We start from the raw sequence: 17,913 nt of genomic DNA, 5'->3' as shown, positions 1-17,913 counted from the left end.
GATTCGTATGTAATGAGTGGAAAGAAGAGGAGGGGTGAAGATGAGCGAATGGCGCGAATCAGCAGTCGGGCTAGGACTTGTATTTGGCACGGTTAGCGGAATCGTCATCTCTTTATTAGTTGATTTTCCGTTTATATACGGTATTGTCATCGGTTCAATCATCGGATATGTGATTGGTCTTTTCATATCCATTCGTGCGATCAAACGATAGCGACCCATTACAGAATTTCCGAGCGGGAAAGCCCACTCCTTTAGGGGTGGGATGAAAGCTCGGCAGGATGCGGAGTGTCAGTAAAGAATCCGAAGGTTTTGGCGTTTTAAGTATCTGGAAATCTTCTTGTTGCAGTTTGTTGGTCAAACTGACACGATATGAATATGGAAACCAACTACAGAAGAACTCATACTACTGTTTCTCTAATCAATTATCACTTCGTCTTCTGTCCTCGATACAGAAGAAAGATATTCCTTCGTAACGATGTAGAAATACGTTTCAAAGGTTTGATGTCCGAAATATGCGAAGAACTGAATATCAAAATTATAGCCTTGGAATGCGATAAAGATCATACGCATATGTTCCTTGACGCCCCTCCAACACTGAGTCCTGCTGACATCATGGCAAAAATAAAGAGAGTAACATCTAAAAAGTTAAGAGAAGAATTTCCTCATCTTCAACATTTGCCGAGTCTCTGGACACGATTCTATTTCGTCTCCACCGCTGGAAGTGTATCGAGCGAAACGATTAAACGTTATGTCGAACAACAAAAAACAAGGGGGTGACACCGTGTCTCAGACGCTGACAGTTAACATTAAACTGAAGCCGACAAAAGAACAGGAAGTTGTTTTAAAAAGCATGGCAGAAACATATATCGAGACGGTCAATCAACTTATCTCTGATATGGCGGATGCTAAAGCGACGCTCAAATTGACAAGTAAAAGTGTTTGCGCTCATTTGCCTAGTGCCGTCAAGAACCAGGTCATCAAAGATGCCCAGAGTGTCTTCCGGAAAGTGAAGAAGTCGAAATACAAGGTCGTCCCTGTCCTGAAGAAACCTTATTGCACATGGAACAACCAGAACTATTCGTTCGATTTTGAGTCCATTTTTCTTCCAATCATGGTAGACGGGAAGGTCAAAAGGATAGAGATCCGTGCCGAGATGGTCGATCGAGACAATCGTAACTTCTCCCTTCTGAATAACAAGTTGGGCGCGGTGCGCATTACGAAAAAGTCTAATAAGTGGATGGCCCAAATCGCCGTTACAATCCCCACGACGGAGAAGACCGGTACGAAGGTTCTTGGTGTCGACCTCGGTCTAAAAGTCTCGGCGGTCGCATCGACTGATTGCGACAAGGTGAGGTTCTTTGGGAACGGTCGTGAAAACAAGTACATGAAACGCAAGTTTCGTGCGAGACGGAAAGAACTCGGTCAAAAGAAGAAGCTGAACGCGATCAAGGAACTGGACAACAAGGAGCAGCGTTGGATGAAAGACAAGGATCACAAGGTGAGCCGTGAGATCGTCGACTTCGCAAAAGAGAACAACATTTCTGTCATTCGCCTAGAGAAGCTAGCGAATATCCGGCAGACGGCAAGAACAAGCCGTAAAAACAATAAGAATCTGCATACATGGTCGTTCTATCGCCTGGCATTATTTATCGAGTACAAGGCGAAACTAGAAGGGATCAAGGTTGAATATGTCAATCCTGCGTATACATCTCAGACATGCCCTTCTTGCGGGAGTCGGAATAAAGCGAAAGACCGTACCTATTCGTGTTCTTGCGGATTTAATAAACATCGAGATGTAGTCGGTGCGATGAATATCCGATACGCACCTGTGGTTGATGGTAAAAGTCAATCAGCCTGAGAATCTATATGATCTGTCTCAGGAGGGGTGATGGCACACCCTCATCTGGAGGTTTGAGCAAAACAGAAATGGACTGCGCTCACACAAGCACTTCAGAATCCCACTCATCCCGCGAAGGGTGAGCTTGCGGCTTTAGCCGTGGGAGTGTCAAATGAGTGAATTCCAATTTATTGTGAGCAATCACCCACTAAAAGAAGTCGAAAATCCATATGTCGAGTTCTTATCTATCAACGAGGCCATCCAAAAAGGCATCGTGTTGCCTGACATTCTGACAGACGTCGAGGACCTCGACCGTGATGAAAAGATTTTGATGAACGTCGAGTCGGAAGAGCAACTTGACGAGATTGAGATTAAACATAGTCTCTATTATGCGATGGAGAACGTCGAGGCGTATTCTTCAAAACCGCACGTAGTAGAGTTGCGTTGGCGTTATTCCGATGCGAGAGCCGAACAGCTCGTCGAATATATAACCGACCATTTGAAGACGGCGGAGGAAGTCGAGATTTGGAAAGTGTGGGTCGATGAACAGACCAAGCCGAAAGTTCAATCCATCAAGCTCGACGAGTTGACGATAGATGCATTACGATTCTTAGGCGAAGTCGGATTCGTACGACCGGAGTGCCTTCGAGTTACAACATCCTAATCCGCGTGCAAATAACGTATTGTCCTCCCTGACGAGATTTCTCGTTAGGGATTTTTGATTTCTCACCTCACTTGAATAAAGACTGCTATATTATGGGGAGAAGAGTCAGGAGGGAATACCATGCATATTCTAATCGTAGAAGACGACCGGACGATCGCCTCCGGTCTCCAATATTCACTCGAACAAGAACAATTTAGAACAACGTTATGCCAAAACGTGGCTGACGCGACGCTTATGATTGAACAACAGTTACATACAATTGATTTATGCCTCTTTGATTTGTCACTGCCAGATGGGAGTGGATATGACTTATGTCGGCTCGTGAAGCAACAACAAGACATCCCTGTCATCTTTCTGACGGCATTCGATGATGAAGTGAATGTGGTGATGGGACTCGATATGGGAGCGGACGACTACATCACGAAACCGTTCCGTGTCCGAGAACTCGTTTCACGAATTCACTCGGTACTTCGTCGATACAATAAAAACGTACGCTCGCCTCTGTTGACGATTGGTCCAGTTGAAATCAATACGCAAGATGCAAAAGTAAAAAAGAATGGGGACGAAATTTTGTTGACAGCGCTCGAGTATCGTTTGTTGCTCATCTTTGGGAGGCATACAGGGCAAGTGTTGTCACGGGCCCAACTACTCGATCAGATTTGGGATGTGGGTGGGGAATTCGTGAACGATAATACGTTGACCGTTTATATTAAGCGACTCCGCGAGAAACTAGAGGATGATCCACAACACCCGATGCTTATTACGACTGTGCGTGGAATCGGATACAAGGTGGGGCGTTAATATGTTGCGAAACCAAGAAATAAGAATATACTTGTTCACTTGTCTATTTTTTATTGGAATAGCTGTAGGTATTGCCGTCTTATTCATGTCCATAGAGGCGGCCGTTCTGGTCGTCCTATTAGCAATCATACTTTTCGGCGTTACGTATCGTTTCACGGCATGGCGTTATCGAGAAATCGAGCAGCTCTCGGGATATCTTCAAGAAATCAGTAATGGCAACTATACATTGGATGTCCGTGATAATCGCGAAGGGGAGCTCAGTTTGTTAAAGAGCCAACTCTACAAAGTGACGAAAATGCTATCTGAACAAGGCGCGTATCTTGAAGAAGATAAACAGAAGTTAACGGATGCGATCTCCGATATCTCCCATCAATTGAAGACACCGCTCACCTCGATGACCGTCATGGCGGATCTCCTCAGTGACCCTCGTCTATCCGAGGAAAAGCGTCAAGAATTCACCCATAACGTACAAGTACAACTTGAACGAATGGAGTGGCTCTTGTCTTCTCTTCTCAAACTATCAAAAATTGATGCCGGGACAATACATTTCAAGCGCGAATTGGTATCTGTCCCTGCGCTCATTGAAGCCGTAGCGGAACCGATGCTCGTACCGATTGATATTAAAATGCAACGACTCCATGTTCAAGGCGAAAAAGATGTTACATTCGAGGGTGATTTGAAGTGGACGACGGAGGCACTCATCAACATCTTAAAAAATTGCGTGGAGCATACGCCGGAACAGGGCGATGTATTCATCGAGTTTAGTGAAAATACGCTGTATACAGAAATTGTGATTCGTGACACGGGGATTGGCGTCGCAAAACAAGACCTCCCGTACATTTTCCAACGGTTTTATAAAGGTGTGAATGCGAGCGAAGAAAGTGTCGGGATTGGGCTTGCCATGGCACACAGTATCATTATGAGCCAGGAAGGTGAGTTGACTGTTCGAAGCGAACCTGGGGTCGGAACGGATTTTCATATTCGCTTCTATAAAGCAGTTGTCTGACCGCTAAGTGACGAAATCGTCACTTTCGAGTCACAGACGAGTCACACTCACTCGGTACACTCGAAGTAGATCAAGTACTGGAGGGTGCAAACATGAACATATTAGAAGTACAAAACTTATCGAAAGTATACGGCAAGGACGAGATGGAGGTCAGAGCGCTCGATGACGTCTCGTTCACGGTGAAGAAAGGTGAATTTGTCTGTATCGTCGGGCCTTCGGGTTCGGGGAAATCGACATTGTTGCATTTACTTGGTGGTGTCGATGTGCCGACGAGTGGACAGGTGTTGATTGATCAAACAGACATTTATGCATTGGACGAGACGCAGCTTGCCATTTTCCGTCGTCGACAAATCGGTTTGATTTATCAGTTTTATAACTTGATTCCGATTTTAACTGTCGAAGAGAACATCACGTTACCGATGCTATTAGATGAACAAAAAGTGGATATCGCTCACTTGGAACGCATCATCGGCATCTTGGGCTTGTCAAATCGATTGACCCATTTACCAAATCAATTATCGGGAGGGCAACAGCAGCGCGTTTCCATCGGTCGGGCACTGATTAGTAATCCAGCTATTATCTTAGCCGACGAGCCGACAGGAAACTTGGATAGTCAAAATAGTGAAGAAATCATGAGCCTGTTAAAACTGTTCAATAAGAAATTCAATCAAACGCTCATCATCATTACCCATGACGAGCGGATTGCCTTACAGGCGGATCGTATCATTTCGATTGAAGATGGCAAGATTGCGAAGAATGAGGTCGTCCGCGCATGAACATCATCAATAAAATGACACTTCGGCATTTGCGCGAGAACAAACGACGCTCGCTTGTTACAATCATCGGAGTCATCATCTCTGTATCGATGATTACAGCTGTCACAACGCTCGGATCTTCTTTTTTGGATTTGATGATTCGTCAAGACATCGCAGATAACGGAGAATGGCATGTTCAGTATCTAGATACAAACGAAAAGCAAGTCGAAGCTATTCGGGATGATGCGAACACGAAGGCTGTCATCCTTTCAAATGATGGTTATGCTCAACTAGAAGAGTCACAAAACGCTTACAAACCATACTTATATGTTCGAAACTATAACACATCCGGATTGAAGAGTTTTCCAATTGACTTGACTGAGGGGCGTCTACCGGAAAAAGAAGGCGAAGTCGTCATTTCAGAAGGGATTCGCCAAAATGCCCTCGTCACCTATAACATCGGTGATGAATTGACACTTGAGATTGGAGAGCGGATTGATCCGTCATCAGGTCACGTGTTGACACAAAATGATGGTTTGATCCGAGAAGATGAGACGATTCTCGAACAATTAAACGTTGAGGATACGGTGACATTGACGGTTGTTGGAACGATGGCTCGACCTGACTGGGAACCGACTTGGTCGCCAGGGTATACAGTCGTCGGATTCATCGATGATCAAGAATTGAATGGAGCAAGAGTCGATACGTTCGTCGCCTTGAACGATGTAGACAACTCGATTTATTCGGAAGCGAAACAGTTGATGACCGAACAGAACATAGAACGTGTCGCCTACAATTCTTCGTTGCTTCGTTATTATGGAGTGACAAATGACGATGGCTTGCGTAAAACGCTATATGGATTTGGTGGAATCATCATGGCGGTCATCGTGATCGGTTCGATTTCTCTAATCTATAACGCATTCGCCATCAGTGTGTCGGAGCGTTCTCGTTACCTCGGAATGTTGGCAAGTGTCGGGGCTACGAAGCGACAAAAGCGGAACTCGGTCTATTTTGAAGGGATGGTTATTGGGGGAATTAGCATTCCACTCGGTATCCTGGCGGGGATTACGGGTATTGCGTTCACATTCCTATTCATCAATGCATTTGCCGAAAAAGCGTTAAACGTGACGGAGAAGTTTGAAGTTGTCGTCACACCGATTACTTTACTATTAACTCTCTTCATTTCGAGCGTAACCATTTTCATTTCCTGCTATCTTCCGGCGCGTCGAGCCTCAAAGATTTCTGCGATTGACGCCATTCGTCAAACGCAAGATGTACGATTGACGTCAAAACAAGTGAAGACGTCAAAACTAGTTCGTCGTCTTTTCGGTTTAGAAGCAGAGATTGGGTTGAAGAATACGAAGCGCAACCGTAAACGGTATCTGGTTACCGTCTTCTCGCTCGTCATCAGTATCGTCCTGTTTTTAGTGGTCAGTTACTTCACTGATCGTCTCGAACAGTCCCTTGACATGTCTCAAGCAGACTATGATTTCGATATTCTTGTGAATGGTTCAACGCTTGATCAAAATGATTTACGACGTTATGAATCGTTAGATCATGTGACGAACGGAACATATTTTGAAAATGCAACGGTCCAAACGATGGTCAGCAAATCTCAATTACCGAGTGCGATTACCAAGAACGAGAATTTGGCATCAACGATCGTTGACGGAAAATTTATGTACTACGTATCCCTCTATCAATTAGATGATGAAAGTTTCAATGCGTACTTGAAACAAATCGGAGCGCCTGTCAGTCGTTTTGAAGACGGGGACGTACCAGGAGCCGTCTTGATTGATGAGATCTCGTATCAAGACATGGATCAGAAAAAATTCATCACTTCAGAGACGGTCGAAACAGAAATCGGTGATACGTTTGAATTGAGGGACGAGAATGCAACGGGCGACGCGGCACCGCTTAAAACGATTCAAGTTGGCGCAATGACAGATATCGCCCCGACCGGTGTGATGACAGGTTCTCTTGGATGGCTAGATGTGATAGTACGAGAAGGGACGTTTGAAGAAGACGCAATCGGGGATTTGATGAAACAATCGAGTCCGTCAATCGCGTTGAATACAGATAACCCCGAGGACACACAACAAGTGATTGAAGCGGAACAGAATTTGGATTTGTATGTCTTTAACATATCGGAACAACGGGAACAACAAGAACAGATGTTGTTACTTTTATCAATATTTGTGTACGGGTTTATCGTGCTAATTTCGCTAATCTCGATTGCGAACATTTTTAACACGATTTCAACGAGCGTCTCACTTCGTCGTCGTGAGTTTGCGATGCTTCGTTCGGTTGGGATGACTCCGAAAGGATTCAATAAGATGGTGTACTATGAAAGCATTTTTTATGGGGTGAAAGCCCTTGCGTATGGGATTCCCATCAGTCTTCTCATCATGTACCTCATCTATCGAGCGCAAATCAATACGTTTGATGCTCCGTTTACCTTGCCGTGGAATAGCATTTTGTTTGTCGTCATCATGATTTTCATGATTGTGGGTGCCTCGATGCTATATTCCGTTTCAAAAATAAAGAAAGATAACATTATCGACCGATTGAAACAAGAAAACGATTAAGAAGATTATTAAATATTCATGACAAACCATGAAGTACAAAACAAGGGGCTCAGTACATATTGAGTCCCTTTTTTATGATTTCATGACAAACAAAACAAGATTGCCAAAACAATACGAAGAACGACCAAAATAAAAATATTTTGTCACAGCTCTTGTTAATTAACCAAAAATAGGATATTTTTGATATATCGGATGACGATATAACGAATAACGATACAAAGGAGCAGGATACGTGACACAACAGTCAAATACAGGCGCATTAACCGAGGCGGTTTATTATATATTATTATCTCTGCAAGTCCCGAGGCATGGGTATGGGATGATGCAATTCGTTCAAGAATTGAGCAATGGGCGGGTTCAACTCGCGCCAGGTACATTATACGGCGCCCTCAGTAGTCTAGTAGAGAGAGGTTGGATTCAGGCGCTCGAAGGTACGGGGCGGAAGAAAGAGTATGAGATCACGGCAACTGGTCGAGAGGCACTTCGGTCGGAATTAAGGCGACTAGAAGAACTGGTGCAGCACGGACATGAATGGACGAAGGAGTTGGATACATGAAGACGAAAACGGTCTATCGCATATTTGTTGATTATGAGAAGGAAGAGAAGTGGCTCAATGAGATGGCTCAAACCGGTTGGGCGCTTGAATCCTTTCGTTTGATGCGATATGTGTTCAAACAAGTTGAACCTGGGACGTTCACCTACCGAATCGAATTGTTGTCCAACTTACCTTCTCACCCCGAGTCGAAGGCGTATATGGCATTCTTAGATGAAGTTGGAGTCGAAGTGGTCGATACGTCGTATCGGTGGATCTTTTTACGAAAACGAACGAGTGACGGACCGTTCCAATTGTATTCGGATTTTGATTCGATGATTCAGCGGGAGAAACGAATCATCCAACTGTATGGAGCAGTGGGACTCGCCAATTTTGTTGTGGTGGTAGCGAATCTTTCCAATCCATATGCGCAGTGGACCATCCTATTGAACATAGCTGTCGTCGCGATGTTGGCTTATGCGGTCCAACATCATACTCGGAAAGTCAGGACACTAAAAGGTCTCAAAGCGATTGGAGAGATGAAGTCGTCAGATTGAGCGCATAGGTTAGGAGGAGCAAGATGGATTCACCAGAATGGAAAGATTGTATCATTTGTTTTGGGTTGATTGCGGGGACGACACTCGGTGTAATCCTCTCGTTCTTCTTCCATATTCAATTGACATATGGGATTGCGAGCGGGGCGATGATTGGCTACATTGGCGGGCTTGTCGTATCGATTTGGAAGCAATGATGAATCAGGATAACATTCCTCGTCTCGATGACGAGGTTTTTTAACTAAATCAGGCGAGAAATCTCCCTCCTCTAAGCGTCTCGGGGCGTAGCCCAGCGTAGGCGGGAGATGAATCGCCCGGTCCAAAAGTCTTATCTCCCTATGACAGATGTTACGAACAAAAGTTCGTGATTCCGTCAGATTCTCCCTCCCCTTCCGCGGGTATCGGACGAGGAGGATACATCACGATCTGCTGGAGGGAGGAGGGACGGACATGCTGAAGGGCTATAAATACAGGCTCCACCCAACGCCTGCACAGGCCGAGTTCCTGGTCCGGACAATCGGCTGCGCCCGGTTCATCTACAACAAGCTGCTCGAGGACCGCATCGCCATCCGCGAGGAGGCGAAAGCGGGGAACGGAGCGAGACGGAAACCGGCGACACCCGCCTCCTACAAGCCCCTGTTCCCGTTCCTCGCCGAGGCGGACAGCCTCGCGCTCGCGAACGCGAAACTGAACCTCGACACCGCGTTCGCGAAGTTCTTCGCCGGGACGGGCGGCTTCCCGAACTTCAAATCGAGACGACGGTCGCGCGCCTCCTACACGACGAACAACCAGCATGGAACGATCCGCATCGAGGCGGGCAAAGTCCGTCTGCCGAAGGTCGGGTTCGTGCGGTTCACACAACATCGCCCGTTCGAGGGCGTCATCCGGTCGGCGACGGTCTCGATGACCAAGACAGGCAAGTTCTTTGTCTCCATCCTCGTCAAACAGGACGATGCACCATGGATTCCAGCCAAGAACAAGGTCGGGATCGATCTCGGCCTGGAATATTTCGCCGTCATGACGAACGACGCGATGGTCTTGGAGAAGGTCGACAACCCTCGCTTTCTCCGAAAATCTGAGGCGAAGGTCAAGAAGGCGCAACGGGCGCTGTCGCGAAAGAAGATCGGAAGCAAGAACCGTGAAAAAGCCAAATTACTTTTGGCTAAGAAACACGAAAAGATTGCCAACCAACGCAAGGACTTCCTTCATAAGCTGTCGAGACGGATCGTTGACGAGAACCAAATCATCGTCGTGGAGACATTGAAGTCGAAGGACATGATGCAAAACCATAAGCTCGCCAAGTCCATCGGGGATGTCAGTTGGTACGAGTTCGTCCGTCAACTCGAATACAAATCAAACTTCTACGGACGGACGCTCATCAAGGCGGATCAATGGTTCGCATCGACGCAGATCTGTTCTTCTTGCGGCGTAAAAGGCGAGAAGAAGGCGATGGATGTCCGTGAATGGACGTGTACCTGTGGCGCGCATCATGACCGAGACATCAACGCGAGCATCAATCTGTTGATGTTGGCAAACTAAAACGAATTCCTTCAGGGTGGGAACCACCCGACGAGCTTGGTAAATAATCGTGGCTAATAAAAGTACGATCTTCCCAAGAAGCTCCCCCTTCAATTTGCGAAGCCAATAAGTGGCGAGTAGTTCACTAGATTGTGACGGATGATATGAGATTGGGATCTATAGGTATAGAGGGATTATACGAAGGGGGTAACTGGATGGATGACCAGGTCATCATCGATTGGTACTGGGAACGATCGGAGTATGCGATTGTCGCGACGAAGAAGAAATACGGAAGCTATTGTCATCGTGTTTCTTATAATATTCTACAGAATCGCGAAGACACAGAGGAGTGTTTGAACGATTTATATATGAAAGCGTGGGAGTCGATCCCGCCGACACGTCCGCTTCGACTCGGAGCGTATTTGACGAAGATCGTGCGAAATCTCGCATTACAGCGTTATAAGAAGAATCATGCAAAAAAACGTGGCGGTGGGGAAGTACCGCTCGTCTATGAAGAACTAGAACATGTCCTTACGGAATCGATGAAAGACGAAGACCTCGTCGACGTGTTGAATGAATTTCTAGCAGACCTACCTCGACTGACAAGGGTGATGTTCATGCAACGTTATTTCTATTTACACTCGATTCAAGAAATTGCAACGACACATCAGCTCGGTGAGAGCCATGTCAAAATGACCTTGAAGCGCACGCGGGATGCGTTACAGCGAGCGCTTGAAGCAGAAGGGGTTCGCGTATGAAAAGTGAGCAGATCCTTCGACTACTCGGGGAAGTCGATGACCGGTATATAGAGGAATCGATGATGATAGAGCGAAAACCTTATCAACGACTGAAATGGGGAGCAGGATTCCTCATCGCTGTCGCTGCGGGATTCATGCTCTTCACATCGAATGTCTGGAACGAACAAATCCCGCTATCCACGGATTCCACTGCGAATTCCGTTCACATTGTCGATCAATCAAAAGTAAAACCAGATATTTCCGAGGAAAATATGATGGAGATGACAGAGGATGAACTATTCTCAAAATGGAATCCGGTCGTGGTCAGAGGAACGGTCACGAACATCTGGCATATCGAGATTGACTTCAACGGAGAGACAGAATATCAGTCTCTTATCAAGATACAGGTATCCAGCGTGTATCGTGGGGATGTGCGAGTCGGGCAAGATTTGATTGTTCGTGCTGATGCCATCACGGAAACCGGACAGACAACAGATGCATCCGTTATCTCGCACGTGAAACAAGGCATGGAAGGAATTTTCATGCCGATTCCATACGATGACGAATTTGTCTGGGAACAAAATGAAGCGACACTTCGATTGAAAGACATTGCCGATTACGGTTTTCCGGATGGGGAACGCTATCTGTTTTTAGATACACCGAACGGATTGTTGTTCGAGCGGGATGCTTACCCGTCCTTACAAGGTTTGGACTCACTCGATGAAGTAGAGCACTGGATGATGACTCGATTTTCAGAATAACGGAGAACTCAAATCGATAAGGGGGAAATGGATATGGAACGGAAGATTACCGTAAAAGGGACAGGGAATGTCTCATCTCGACCTGATTTGATTGTGATTCACATGGACCTTGTCTCGAAAGCGCCACGATACGAAGATACGATGACCGAGGCGACAAGTGCGGTGTCCCATCTTCAAAAAGCCATCACGAGCGCAGGGTTTGACAAGACGGACCTTAAAACGAGTGACTTTTCCATCGATACGGAATATGAGAGCTATCGTGATCGAGATGAGAATTATCGGTCGCGGTTTGTCGGATACGTCTGTAAACAGAAGACGAAGCTCGAATTTGCGCTCGATACGTCCAAACTATCGGACGTCATCGAACAAATCAGTCAATCTCGCGCAAATCCTACACTCTCCATTCGTTTCACGATGAAAGACCCGAATACGATTGAAGATCAGCTATTGGTGAGTGCTGCGGAGAATGCGAAGAAACGAGCAGAACTTCTTGCGAAGGGAGCAGGCGCTGAACTAGGGGACTTGCTTCAAATTGACTACACGTGGGGGGAGATTCACCTGTTTTCGCCTACAAACGTCCTCTATAGTCAGGACGTCGTCTATTCGGAATCACGGATGCCCGAACTCGAACCAGATGACATTGACGTCAGTGATTCGGCGACATTCGTCTGGAGTCTCAAATGAGGCGACTGATTTTCTTGATGCTCCTTTCACTCTCGATTGCGCTGCCCGCATCTGCCCTTTCCTGGGCCTATACGTTTGTCGTGTTCGACCGAAACGCATATGAAGTGCTCGACACAACAATCGAAGAGGATGCACTCGGTGACGTGATCGGTGAAGTGGAGACAGTGGTCAATGATGAGACGGGACGTTACTACGGGAATGCTTCGAACGGATATCCGATTGGGACGGTGTACCGTGAAGTCAACGGGGAGTCTGTGGAAGACGTCATTGCGGTCGAGGACGGTTCGGAGTGGAAGCGAGCGGAGTATCGATTCGAAGCACCGTATCATTCACGTGATTTTATCACCTTCTTCGGCTATTTGCTGCTCGGGATGGGCATCATCATGATAAGTTGGTCGTTCTTCAAGCGAAGTTCGCTGTACCAAAAAGAAGCATGAACGAACGTGGAAATGGGAACGGGAATAAAGAAAGGTTCGGTAAAGGGGGATTTATCATGAACATCTTGATTATTTTTGACTCACTATATGGTCATACTGAAAAGATTGCTCATGCGATGCAGCAAGAGCTGTCGAAAGACCATGAGGCACGTATGGAACACGTATTGAATATTGGATTAGGCGACTTGGCACATGTCGACCTGGTCATCATCGGCTCACCGACACATGGGGGATACGAAACGGAAGACATTAAAGTATTTTTGGACGGAATTTCGGACAATGCGTTACGAGGGAAACGGACGGCTGCCTTTGACACGAGTGTCGTCAAAGAGAAACAGAATCCGATACTTGGTAAAATCATTGATTGGTTCGGTCATGCCGTCAATCGGGTCGAAGGGGAAATGATTGAAAAAGGGGCGACGGGTGTCCAAAAAGAGTCGTTCCTCGTCGATGGGACGACGGAGATGTTGAAGGAAGGCGAACTCGAACGCGCGAAAGCGTGGGCGCGTGAGTTGGTCGGATAATACACGAAACGCATTCTGATAACAGAGTGCGTTTTTTAGTTGAAGAGGACGAGAAGAAGAGAAAAGCGGGTAAATATTAAATAAGGCATAAAGAACGATAATTGTTCTCTATGCCTGTTCGAAAGATTAATTCACTTCAATGATATCTTTTACAATTGTTCGAAGTCTTTCTGTGTATTCTTCAATTTCATAGACATGATTAATTTTGTGGCGAACGTTAGGCTCATCTCGGAAAGTGATGTATTTGTTCGTTAATGAATTTAAATGTAGACGACAAACCCATTTCCGATTACTATCATCAATCAAAATATTGAAGTAACTAGCGTTATCTCTATAAAAAATTCGGTCTTTATCAATTACTGATCCTAATAATACTTTCACTGTCGCATATCCTTCGATTTCTTCTTGAGTTGTTTCAATGATTGGTTGTGCTGGAATATCGACCGTTATTTCTTGCTCTTCTTCATTGGAAACAGGATCATCTATATTTGGCATTGCAGTGGGTTCTGTTTCACCCGAAATTGCATGCTTGATTCGTTCATTTAAATTTTCACTGATAAATTGATTGAAGGCTTTAGAAACAATTGGTCGGAACTTATCGACCACAGTTTGTGTCTTCATACCAAGGTAGCATTCTTGAATGAGTAGTTTGATTAATTCATCACTCGGTGACTGAGACAAGGTCTTTAGTTGATCTTTAATTGCACTGAGATATTTAAGTTCTTCCGCTGTCGAAAGAATTGTATTTACGTTGAATTCTTGTTTTTTAAACTTATATAGTTCTTTGATTTCATTATCTTTAATGTTTGATAATACGATTTCAAAGAAAGGAGTGCTATCCATCACATTAGGAGATTCTAAATCTGTATAAAAGCGATACATGTCACCATTTGTCAAGATTGCAAATTTTGCTTGTGTCGTTCCAAAATACCGAAATAATTGAGAATCATGTTTTGTTAATCGTTCATTAATAGATTTAGCTTCAATTAGAATTGTTGGTTTACCATCCTCCATAATGGCATAATCAACCTTCTCGCCTTTTTTTATACCTACATCAGCAATATATTCAGGAGTAAATTCTGCTGGATTGAAAACGTCATATCCAAGCGTTTGGAAAAACGGCATAATCAGAGCGGTCTTCGTGGCTTCTTCTGTCGAAATTGAGTGTTTAAGTTGTTTGATGCGTTGAGAAACAGTACGAATATCTGAAGAAAACTTTTCCATTATAATAACCTCCGATATTTGCATTTATTAAGTTAATACTACCTTTTATTATCGTGATAGTAAATTTGTCTTTATATAGTTTTTTAATTGTTAAGGAGATTGTCACAATAGAAAGGGTGATATCCATGAAAAAAATGGAGCGGGATGTATTTGTCGGTTGGATTGTCGTCGTGCTTGTCCTCTTGATGCATTTTCTGATCACCGTGTCTCTCGGCAACTCGTACTTTGCTGAAAGTTCGTTGAATCGAATGTTGTGGCTTTCGAGTTTTTCGGCATTCTTAATCGCATTCGTCGCAGCCTTCTTCCAAAAAACGAACACTGTCTTCCTAGCGGTTCGTCGTGGGCTACTGTGGACCATCGAGTTGATGGTCGCCTTCACCATTCTCGCTTGGGTGTTCCGTTCTTTCGAAGGACTGTATGCGAATGCTGGTCTCTACTGGTTGTTCGGTGCCGTCTTAATTGGACCAATCTTTTATATGATGGCGTTCCGACGTCAACATTCGAAACGAATCCGCACCCCTTGATTGAAACGCTTCCTCTCAAAGGAGGCGTTTTTAGATTGCCTCAGGATGGGAAAGGATAGAGAGAAGAGAGATTGGAGGAGAGTGCGATGAGCCAGTATTTTTCATCATCTTACGAAGAGTCGCGAGAGAAGTTCTTGAACTTACTGTCTGAAGTGAAACGATTTTATCCGAAAGCGGAGCTGTTGACACACTCGATCGGGGATGAGAGTATCGACGTCATTTTAGGAGAACCGAAACGAGAACGAAAAGCGATGATTCTCATGACGATCGGGGAACATGGGATTGAAGGGTATGCGGGCGCCGCGGTGACCCATCAATTTGTACAAACGCAACTCGCGCATGTCCGTCATGAGACGACGGGGATTTGTCTCATACATGCAGTGAATCCATGGGGGATGAAACACTTTCGACGTGTCAATGAACACAATGTCGATTTGAACAGAAATTACGTCATTGATCGTGAGTCGGTCCCATATAACGTGAACCGTGAATATGAGCTGATGCGCCATCTCTTCGTACCGGATGGAGTAATTGACGACTACCATGAGGCGCGTGAACAGATCTATTCATTTCTCGGCTCTGGAATTAAGCTTGATGGCTTCAAAGCGATGAGTGGAGCAAAAGGGATGGGGCAATATCAATTCCCGAAAGGTGTGTATTACGGGGGAGAAGAAGACGAACCGTCTGCCATCTTTTTAAAAGGGATTCAACATGATTTACTTGAGCGCTACGGAAAAGTCGTCCATCTCGATTGGCATACCGCACTCGGACCGACGAACGAGGTTACGATGGTCATCAGCAAACGGGACGGTCGCACGGAAGATGAGTTAAAACAAGCGTACGGTCTAGTCAACGTCAACGTGTATGACCCGGACGAGGTACTCGGAGATTCGACGAATCATTTTTACTACGTGCGCGATACGGAATACCCGGACAAGGGTCTCGTTTCTGCCTTATTTGAATTCGGTACGTTTGGGACGTCGACAAAAGCATCCATCCGTGAATTTTTAACGATTATTTTAGAGAACCGGCTGTACTTTGAAGGGACAAAGGACCCTGAGGCACGAAACGGTATTCAAAACGAATTCATGGCGATGTTCTATCCGGAAAACGCGGATTGGCGAGAAGCTGTTTTACGAGAAGGAGCGAAAGCCGTTGAAGGTTATCTAAAAGGTGAAGCGCTCTGGCGCGACACATAAGAGGGTTTCTCGAAGTTGGAATAGGGAACAATGAAGTTGTGAGTGTTTTCGCTAAATAATGACTGTGGAGGTTGGATGATGGGATATATTACAGCACATGACGGTACAAATCTATACGTAGAGGATGTCGGGTCTGGGGAACCGATTGTCTTCTTGCACGGCTGGCCAGCAAACAACAATATGTTCGAGTATCAGAAGAATGCGCTCGTCGAAGCGGGATATCGCTACATCGGCATTGATTTCAGAGGATACGGGAAATCTGATGCCCCGGCGACAGGTTATGACTATGAGACAATGGCGTCTGATGTGCATATGGTCGTTTACGGACTTGGCTTAAAAGATTTCACGCTCGTCGGTTTTTCAATGGGTGGGGCGATTGCAGTTCGCTACGCTGCCGACTATAAAGAGGATGGTCTGAAAAAGTTAGTGTTAGCGGGAGCAGCAGCACCAATCTTCACACAGCGTGCAGATTATCCATATGGAATGACAACGGACGAAGTCGACGCGTTGATTGACGATACACGGGCCGACCGACCGAAGATGCTCGAAGGGTTCGGAGAAATCTTCTTCGAGAAAGAACATTCGAAACCGATGCAAAACTGGTTCCACCATCTCGCGCTCGTCGCGTCGAGCCATGGGACGATTGCCTCGGCACAGGCGTTACGTGACGAAGATTTACGAGATGCCCTGCCGAAAATTGATGTCGAGACGTTGATCATCCATGGAGTACATGACAAGATCTGTCCTTTCGCATTCGCCGAGCAGATGGAGCAAGGCATCTCGAACGCGCGAATCGAGCGCTTTGAAGAGAGTGGACACGGTACGGTGCTGGATGAACGAGAGAAATTTAACGATACGTTGTTGCAGTTTGTTCAATAATCGATGGCCTCCGAATCGGGGGCTTTTTGTATGTCGATAAGGGTAAGAACCAACGAAAACGGGTATAATTCAATTGGAGTTCCCTTCCATTTTTTGAATCACTGAAACATCGCTGTGACTAGAGTCACGATGTTTTTTTGTGTTGTTTTGGAGAAAGGGGGATGAAACCAGATTAGAACATGGATTTAGTTCAACCTGTCCTACCATTCATGGTACAATAGCGGGGTGGATTAACAGATTGAGGAGAGATTTAAATGAATATCGCTTTCTTTTTATATCCGAAAGAAGACGTCAAATATTTGGACCCCGAATCAACGGTACGACAAGCACTTGAAAAGATGAAGCATCATCGATTCACGTCTGTCCCACTCGTTTCGGAGAACGGATTTTACGCCGGGACGATGACAGAGGGGGATTTACTCTGGGCACTCGCAGAACAGCTTCGCGGGGAAGAAGACTATGAAAAAGTGCTCCGGACACGTCTAAAAGACATCAAGCAACGCGTTCGCTATAAGCCGGTCTCGATTACGGCACAAATTGAAGAGCTCGTCGATGCGATCACGGACCAAAACTTCGTGCCGGTCGTCGATGATGGGAAGTATTTCATCGGCATCATCCGACGCCGTGACATCATCGAGTATTACTCGACAAAGTTGAAACAATTGGAGAATGAAGTCCGATAATGAACA

The 17,913-nt window shown here is 45.5% G+C and carries 22 protein-coding genes; 21 read left to right on the top strand and 1 reads right to left on the bottom strand.

Features of this window, described 5'->3' with window-relative positions; genetic code table 11:
- The first annotated feature begins 40 nt into the window (after positions 1-40).
- From GVY42_RS06890 to GVY42_RS06810, 17 genes are all read left to right on the top strand, one after another.
- Positions 41-211 (top strand): hypothetical protein, encoded by a 171-nt coding sequence (locus GVY42_RS06890; protein ID WP_159562708.1) that lies wholly within the window; start codon positions 41-43, stop codon positions 209-211.
- Between the two features lie 164 nt (positions 212-375).
- Positions 376-777 (top strand): IS200/IS605 family transposase, encoded by a 402-nt coding sequence (tnpA, locus tag GVY42_RS06885; RefSeq protein WP_159562707.1) that lies wholly within the window; start codon positions 376-378, stop codon positions 775-777.
- Positions 778-781: 4 nt separating this feature from the next.
- On the top strand, positions 782-1,858 hold the full coding sequence (locus GVY42_RS06880) for an RNA-guided endonuclease TnpB family protein (RefSeq protein WP_159562706.1): 1,077 nt from the start codon (positions 782-784) through the stop codon (positions 1,856-1,858).
- A 151-nt stretch (positions 1,859-2,009) separates the two neighbouring features.
- Complete coding sequence (locus tag GVY42_RS06875) at positions 2,010-2,501, top strand: hypothetical protein (protein ID WP_159562705.1); 492 nt, start codon at positions 2,010-2,012, stop codon at positions 2,499-2,501.
- A 120-nt stretch (positions 2,502-2,621) separates the two neighbouring features.
- Positions 2,622-3,302 (top strand): response regulator transcription factor, encoded by a 681-nt coding sequence (locus GVY42_RS06870; RefSeq protein WP_159562704.1) that lies wholly within the window; start codon positions 2,622-2,624, stop codon positions 3,300-3,302.
- A 1-nt stretch (position 3,303) separates the two neighbouring features.
- The gene (locus GVY42_RS06865; RefSeq protein WP_159562703.1) at positions 3,304-4,308 is read left to right on the top strand and encodes a sensor histidine kinase KdpD; all 1,005 of its coding nucleotides are present in this window, start codon (positions 3,304-3,306) and stop codon (positions 4,306-4,308) included.
- A gap of 92 nt (positions 4,309-4,400) precedes the next feature.
- Positions 4,401-5,084: an ABC transporter ATP-binding protein gene (locus tag GVY42_RS06860; protein ID WP_074033830.1), complete on the top strand. Its 684-nt coding sequence runs from the start codon at positions 4,401-4,403 to the stop codon at positions 5,082-5,084.
- On the top strand, positions 5,081-7,651 hold the full coding sequence (locus tag GVY42_RS06855; RefSeq protein ID WP_159562702.1) for an ABC transporter permease: 2,571 nt from the start codon (positions 5,081-5,083) through the stop codon (positions 7,649-7,651). The genes GVY42_RS06860 and GVY42_RS06855 overlap by 4 nt, the downstream gene beginning before the upstream one ends.
- Before the next feature lie 232 nt (positions 7,652-7,883).
- Positions 7,884-8,207, top strand: coding sequence for a PadR family transcriptional regulator (locus tag GVY42_RS06850; protein ID WP_031422720.1), 324 nt, complete (start codon positions 7,884-7,886; stop codon positions 8,205-8,207).
- A complete protein-coding gene (locus tag GVY42_RS06845; protein ID WP_159562701.1) occupies positions 8,204-8,740 on the top strand; it encodes a DUF2812 domain-containing protein in 537 nt (178 codons plus the stop codon). The genes GVY42_RS06850 and GVY42_RS06845 overlap by 4 nt, the downstream gene beginning before the upstream one ends.
- Before the next feature lie 23 nt (positions 8,741-8,763).
- On the top strand, positions 8,764-8,934 hold the full coding sequence (locus GVY42_RS06840; protein ID WP_159562700.1) for a hypothetical protein: 171 nt from the start codon (positions 8,764-8,766) through the stop codon (positions 8,932-8,934).
- A 253-nt stretch (positions 8,935-9,187) separates the two neighbouring features.
- Positions 9,188-10,276: an IS200/IS605 family element RNA-guided endonuclease TnpB gene (gene tnpB / locus GVY42_RS06835; protein WP_159562699.1), complete on the top strand. Its 1,089-nt coding sequence runs from the start codon at positions 9,188-9,190 to the stop codon at positions 10,274-10,276.
- Positions 10,277-10,470: 194 nt separating this feature from the next.
- Entirely contained in the window at positions 10,471-11,013 is a 543-nt protein-coding gene (locus tag GVY42_RS06830) for an RNA polymerase sigma factor (protein ID WP_078147384.1), read from the top strand.
- The gene (locus GVY42_RS06825; protein ID WP_159562698.1) at positions 11,010-11,753 is read left to right on the top strand and encodes a hypothetical protein; all 744 of its coding nucleotides are present in this window, start codon (positions 11,010-11,012) and stop codon (positions 11,751-11,753) included. Before GVY42_RS06830 ends, GVY42_RS06825 begins: the two co-directional genes overlap by 4 nt.
- A 33-nt stretch (positions 11,754-11,786) precedes the next feature.
- Positions 11,787-12,437 carry an SIMPL domain-containing protein gene (locus tag GVY42_RS06820; protein WP_159562697.1) on the top strand — a complete coding sequence of 217 codons (651 nt, stop codon included), beginning with the start codon at positions 11,787-11,789 and terminating at the stop codon, positions 12,435-12,437.
- Complete coding sequence (locus GVY42_RS06815) at positions 12,434-12,874, top strand: hypothetical protein (RefSeq protein ID WP_159562696.1); 441 nt, start codon at positions 12,434-12,436, stop codon at positions 12,872-12,874. The genes GVY42_RS06820 and GVY42_RS06815 overlap by 4 nt, the downstream gene beginning before the upstream one ends.
- Before the next feature lie 56 nt (positions 12,875-12,930).
- Positions 12,931-13,398, top strand: a complete 468-nt coding sequence (locus GVY42_RS06810) for a flavodoxin family protein (protein ID WP_012727018.1) — start codon at positions 12,931-12,933, stop codon at positions 13,396-13,398.
- 126 nt (positions 13,399-13,524) lie between these two features.
- On the opposite strand, the gene GVY42_RS06805 is transcribed toward GVY42_RS06810, so the two are convergent.
- Positions 13,525-14,622, bottom strand: coding sequence for a type I restriction endonuclease (locus tag GVY42_RS06805; RefSeq protein WP_159562695.1), 1,098 nt, complete (start codon positions 14,620-14,622; stop codon positions 13,525-13,527).
- Between the two features lie 125 nt (positions 14,623-14,747).
- Here GVY42_RS06805 and GVY42_RS06800 point away from each other — a divergent pair, with 125 nt between their 5' ends.
- From GVY42_RS06800 to GVY42_RS06785, 4 genes are all read left to right on the top strand, one after another.
- On the top strand, positions 14,748-15,146 hold the full coding sequence (locus tag GVY42_RS06800; protein ID WP_159562694.1) for a hypothetical protein: 399 nt from the start codon (positions 14,748-14,750) through the stop codon (positions 15,144-15,146).
- Positions 15,147-15,232: 86 nt separating this feature from the next.
- Complete coding sequence (locus GVY42_RS06795; RefSeq protein WP_159562693.1) at positions 15,233-16,345, top strand: M14 family metallopeptidase; 1,113 nt, start codon at positions 15,233-15,235, stop codon at positions 16,343-16,345.
- Positions 16,346-16,420: 75 nt separating this feature from the next.
- Positions 16,421-17,224, top strand: a complete 804-nt coding sequence (locus GVY42_RS06790) for an alpha/beta fold hydrolase (RefSeq protein WP_041917926.1) — start codon at positions 16,421-16,423, stop codon at positions 17,222-17,224.
- Positions 17,225-17,478: 254 nt separating this feature from the next.
- The gene (locus tag GVY42_RS06785; RefSeq protein WP_012727014.1) at positions 17,479-17,907 is read left to right on the top strand and encodes a CBS domain-containing protein; all 429 of its coding nucleotides are present in this window, start codon (positions 17,479-17,481) and stop codon (positions 17,905-17,907) included.
- Positions 17,908-17,913 lie beyond the last annotated feature (6 nt).

The sequence above is a fragment of the Exiguobacterium sp. 8A genome (assembly GCF_902506275.1).
GTDB classification, from domain to species: Bacteria; Bacillota; Bacilli; order Exiguobacteriales; family Exiguobacteriaceae; genus Exiguobacterium; species Exiguobacterium profundum.
The sequence above is the reverse complement of the archived record's forward strand: the minus strand, read 5'-3'. Positions and strand labels throughout refer to the sequence as shown.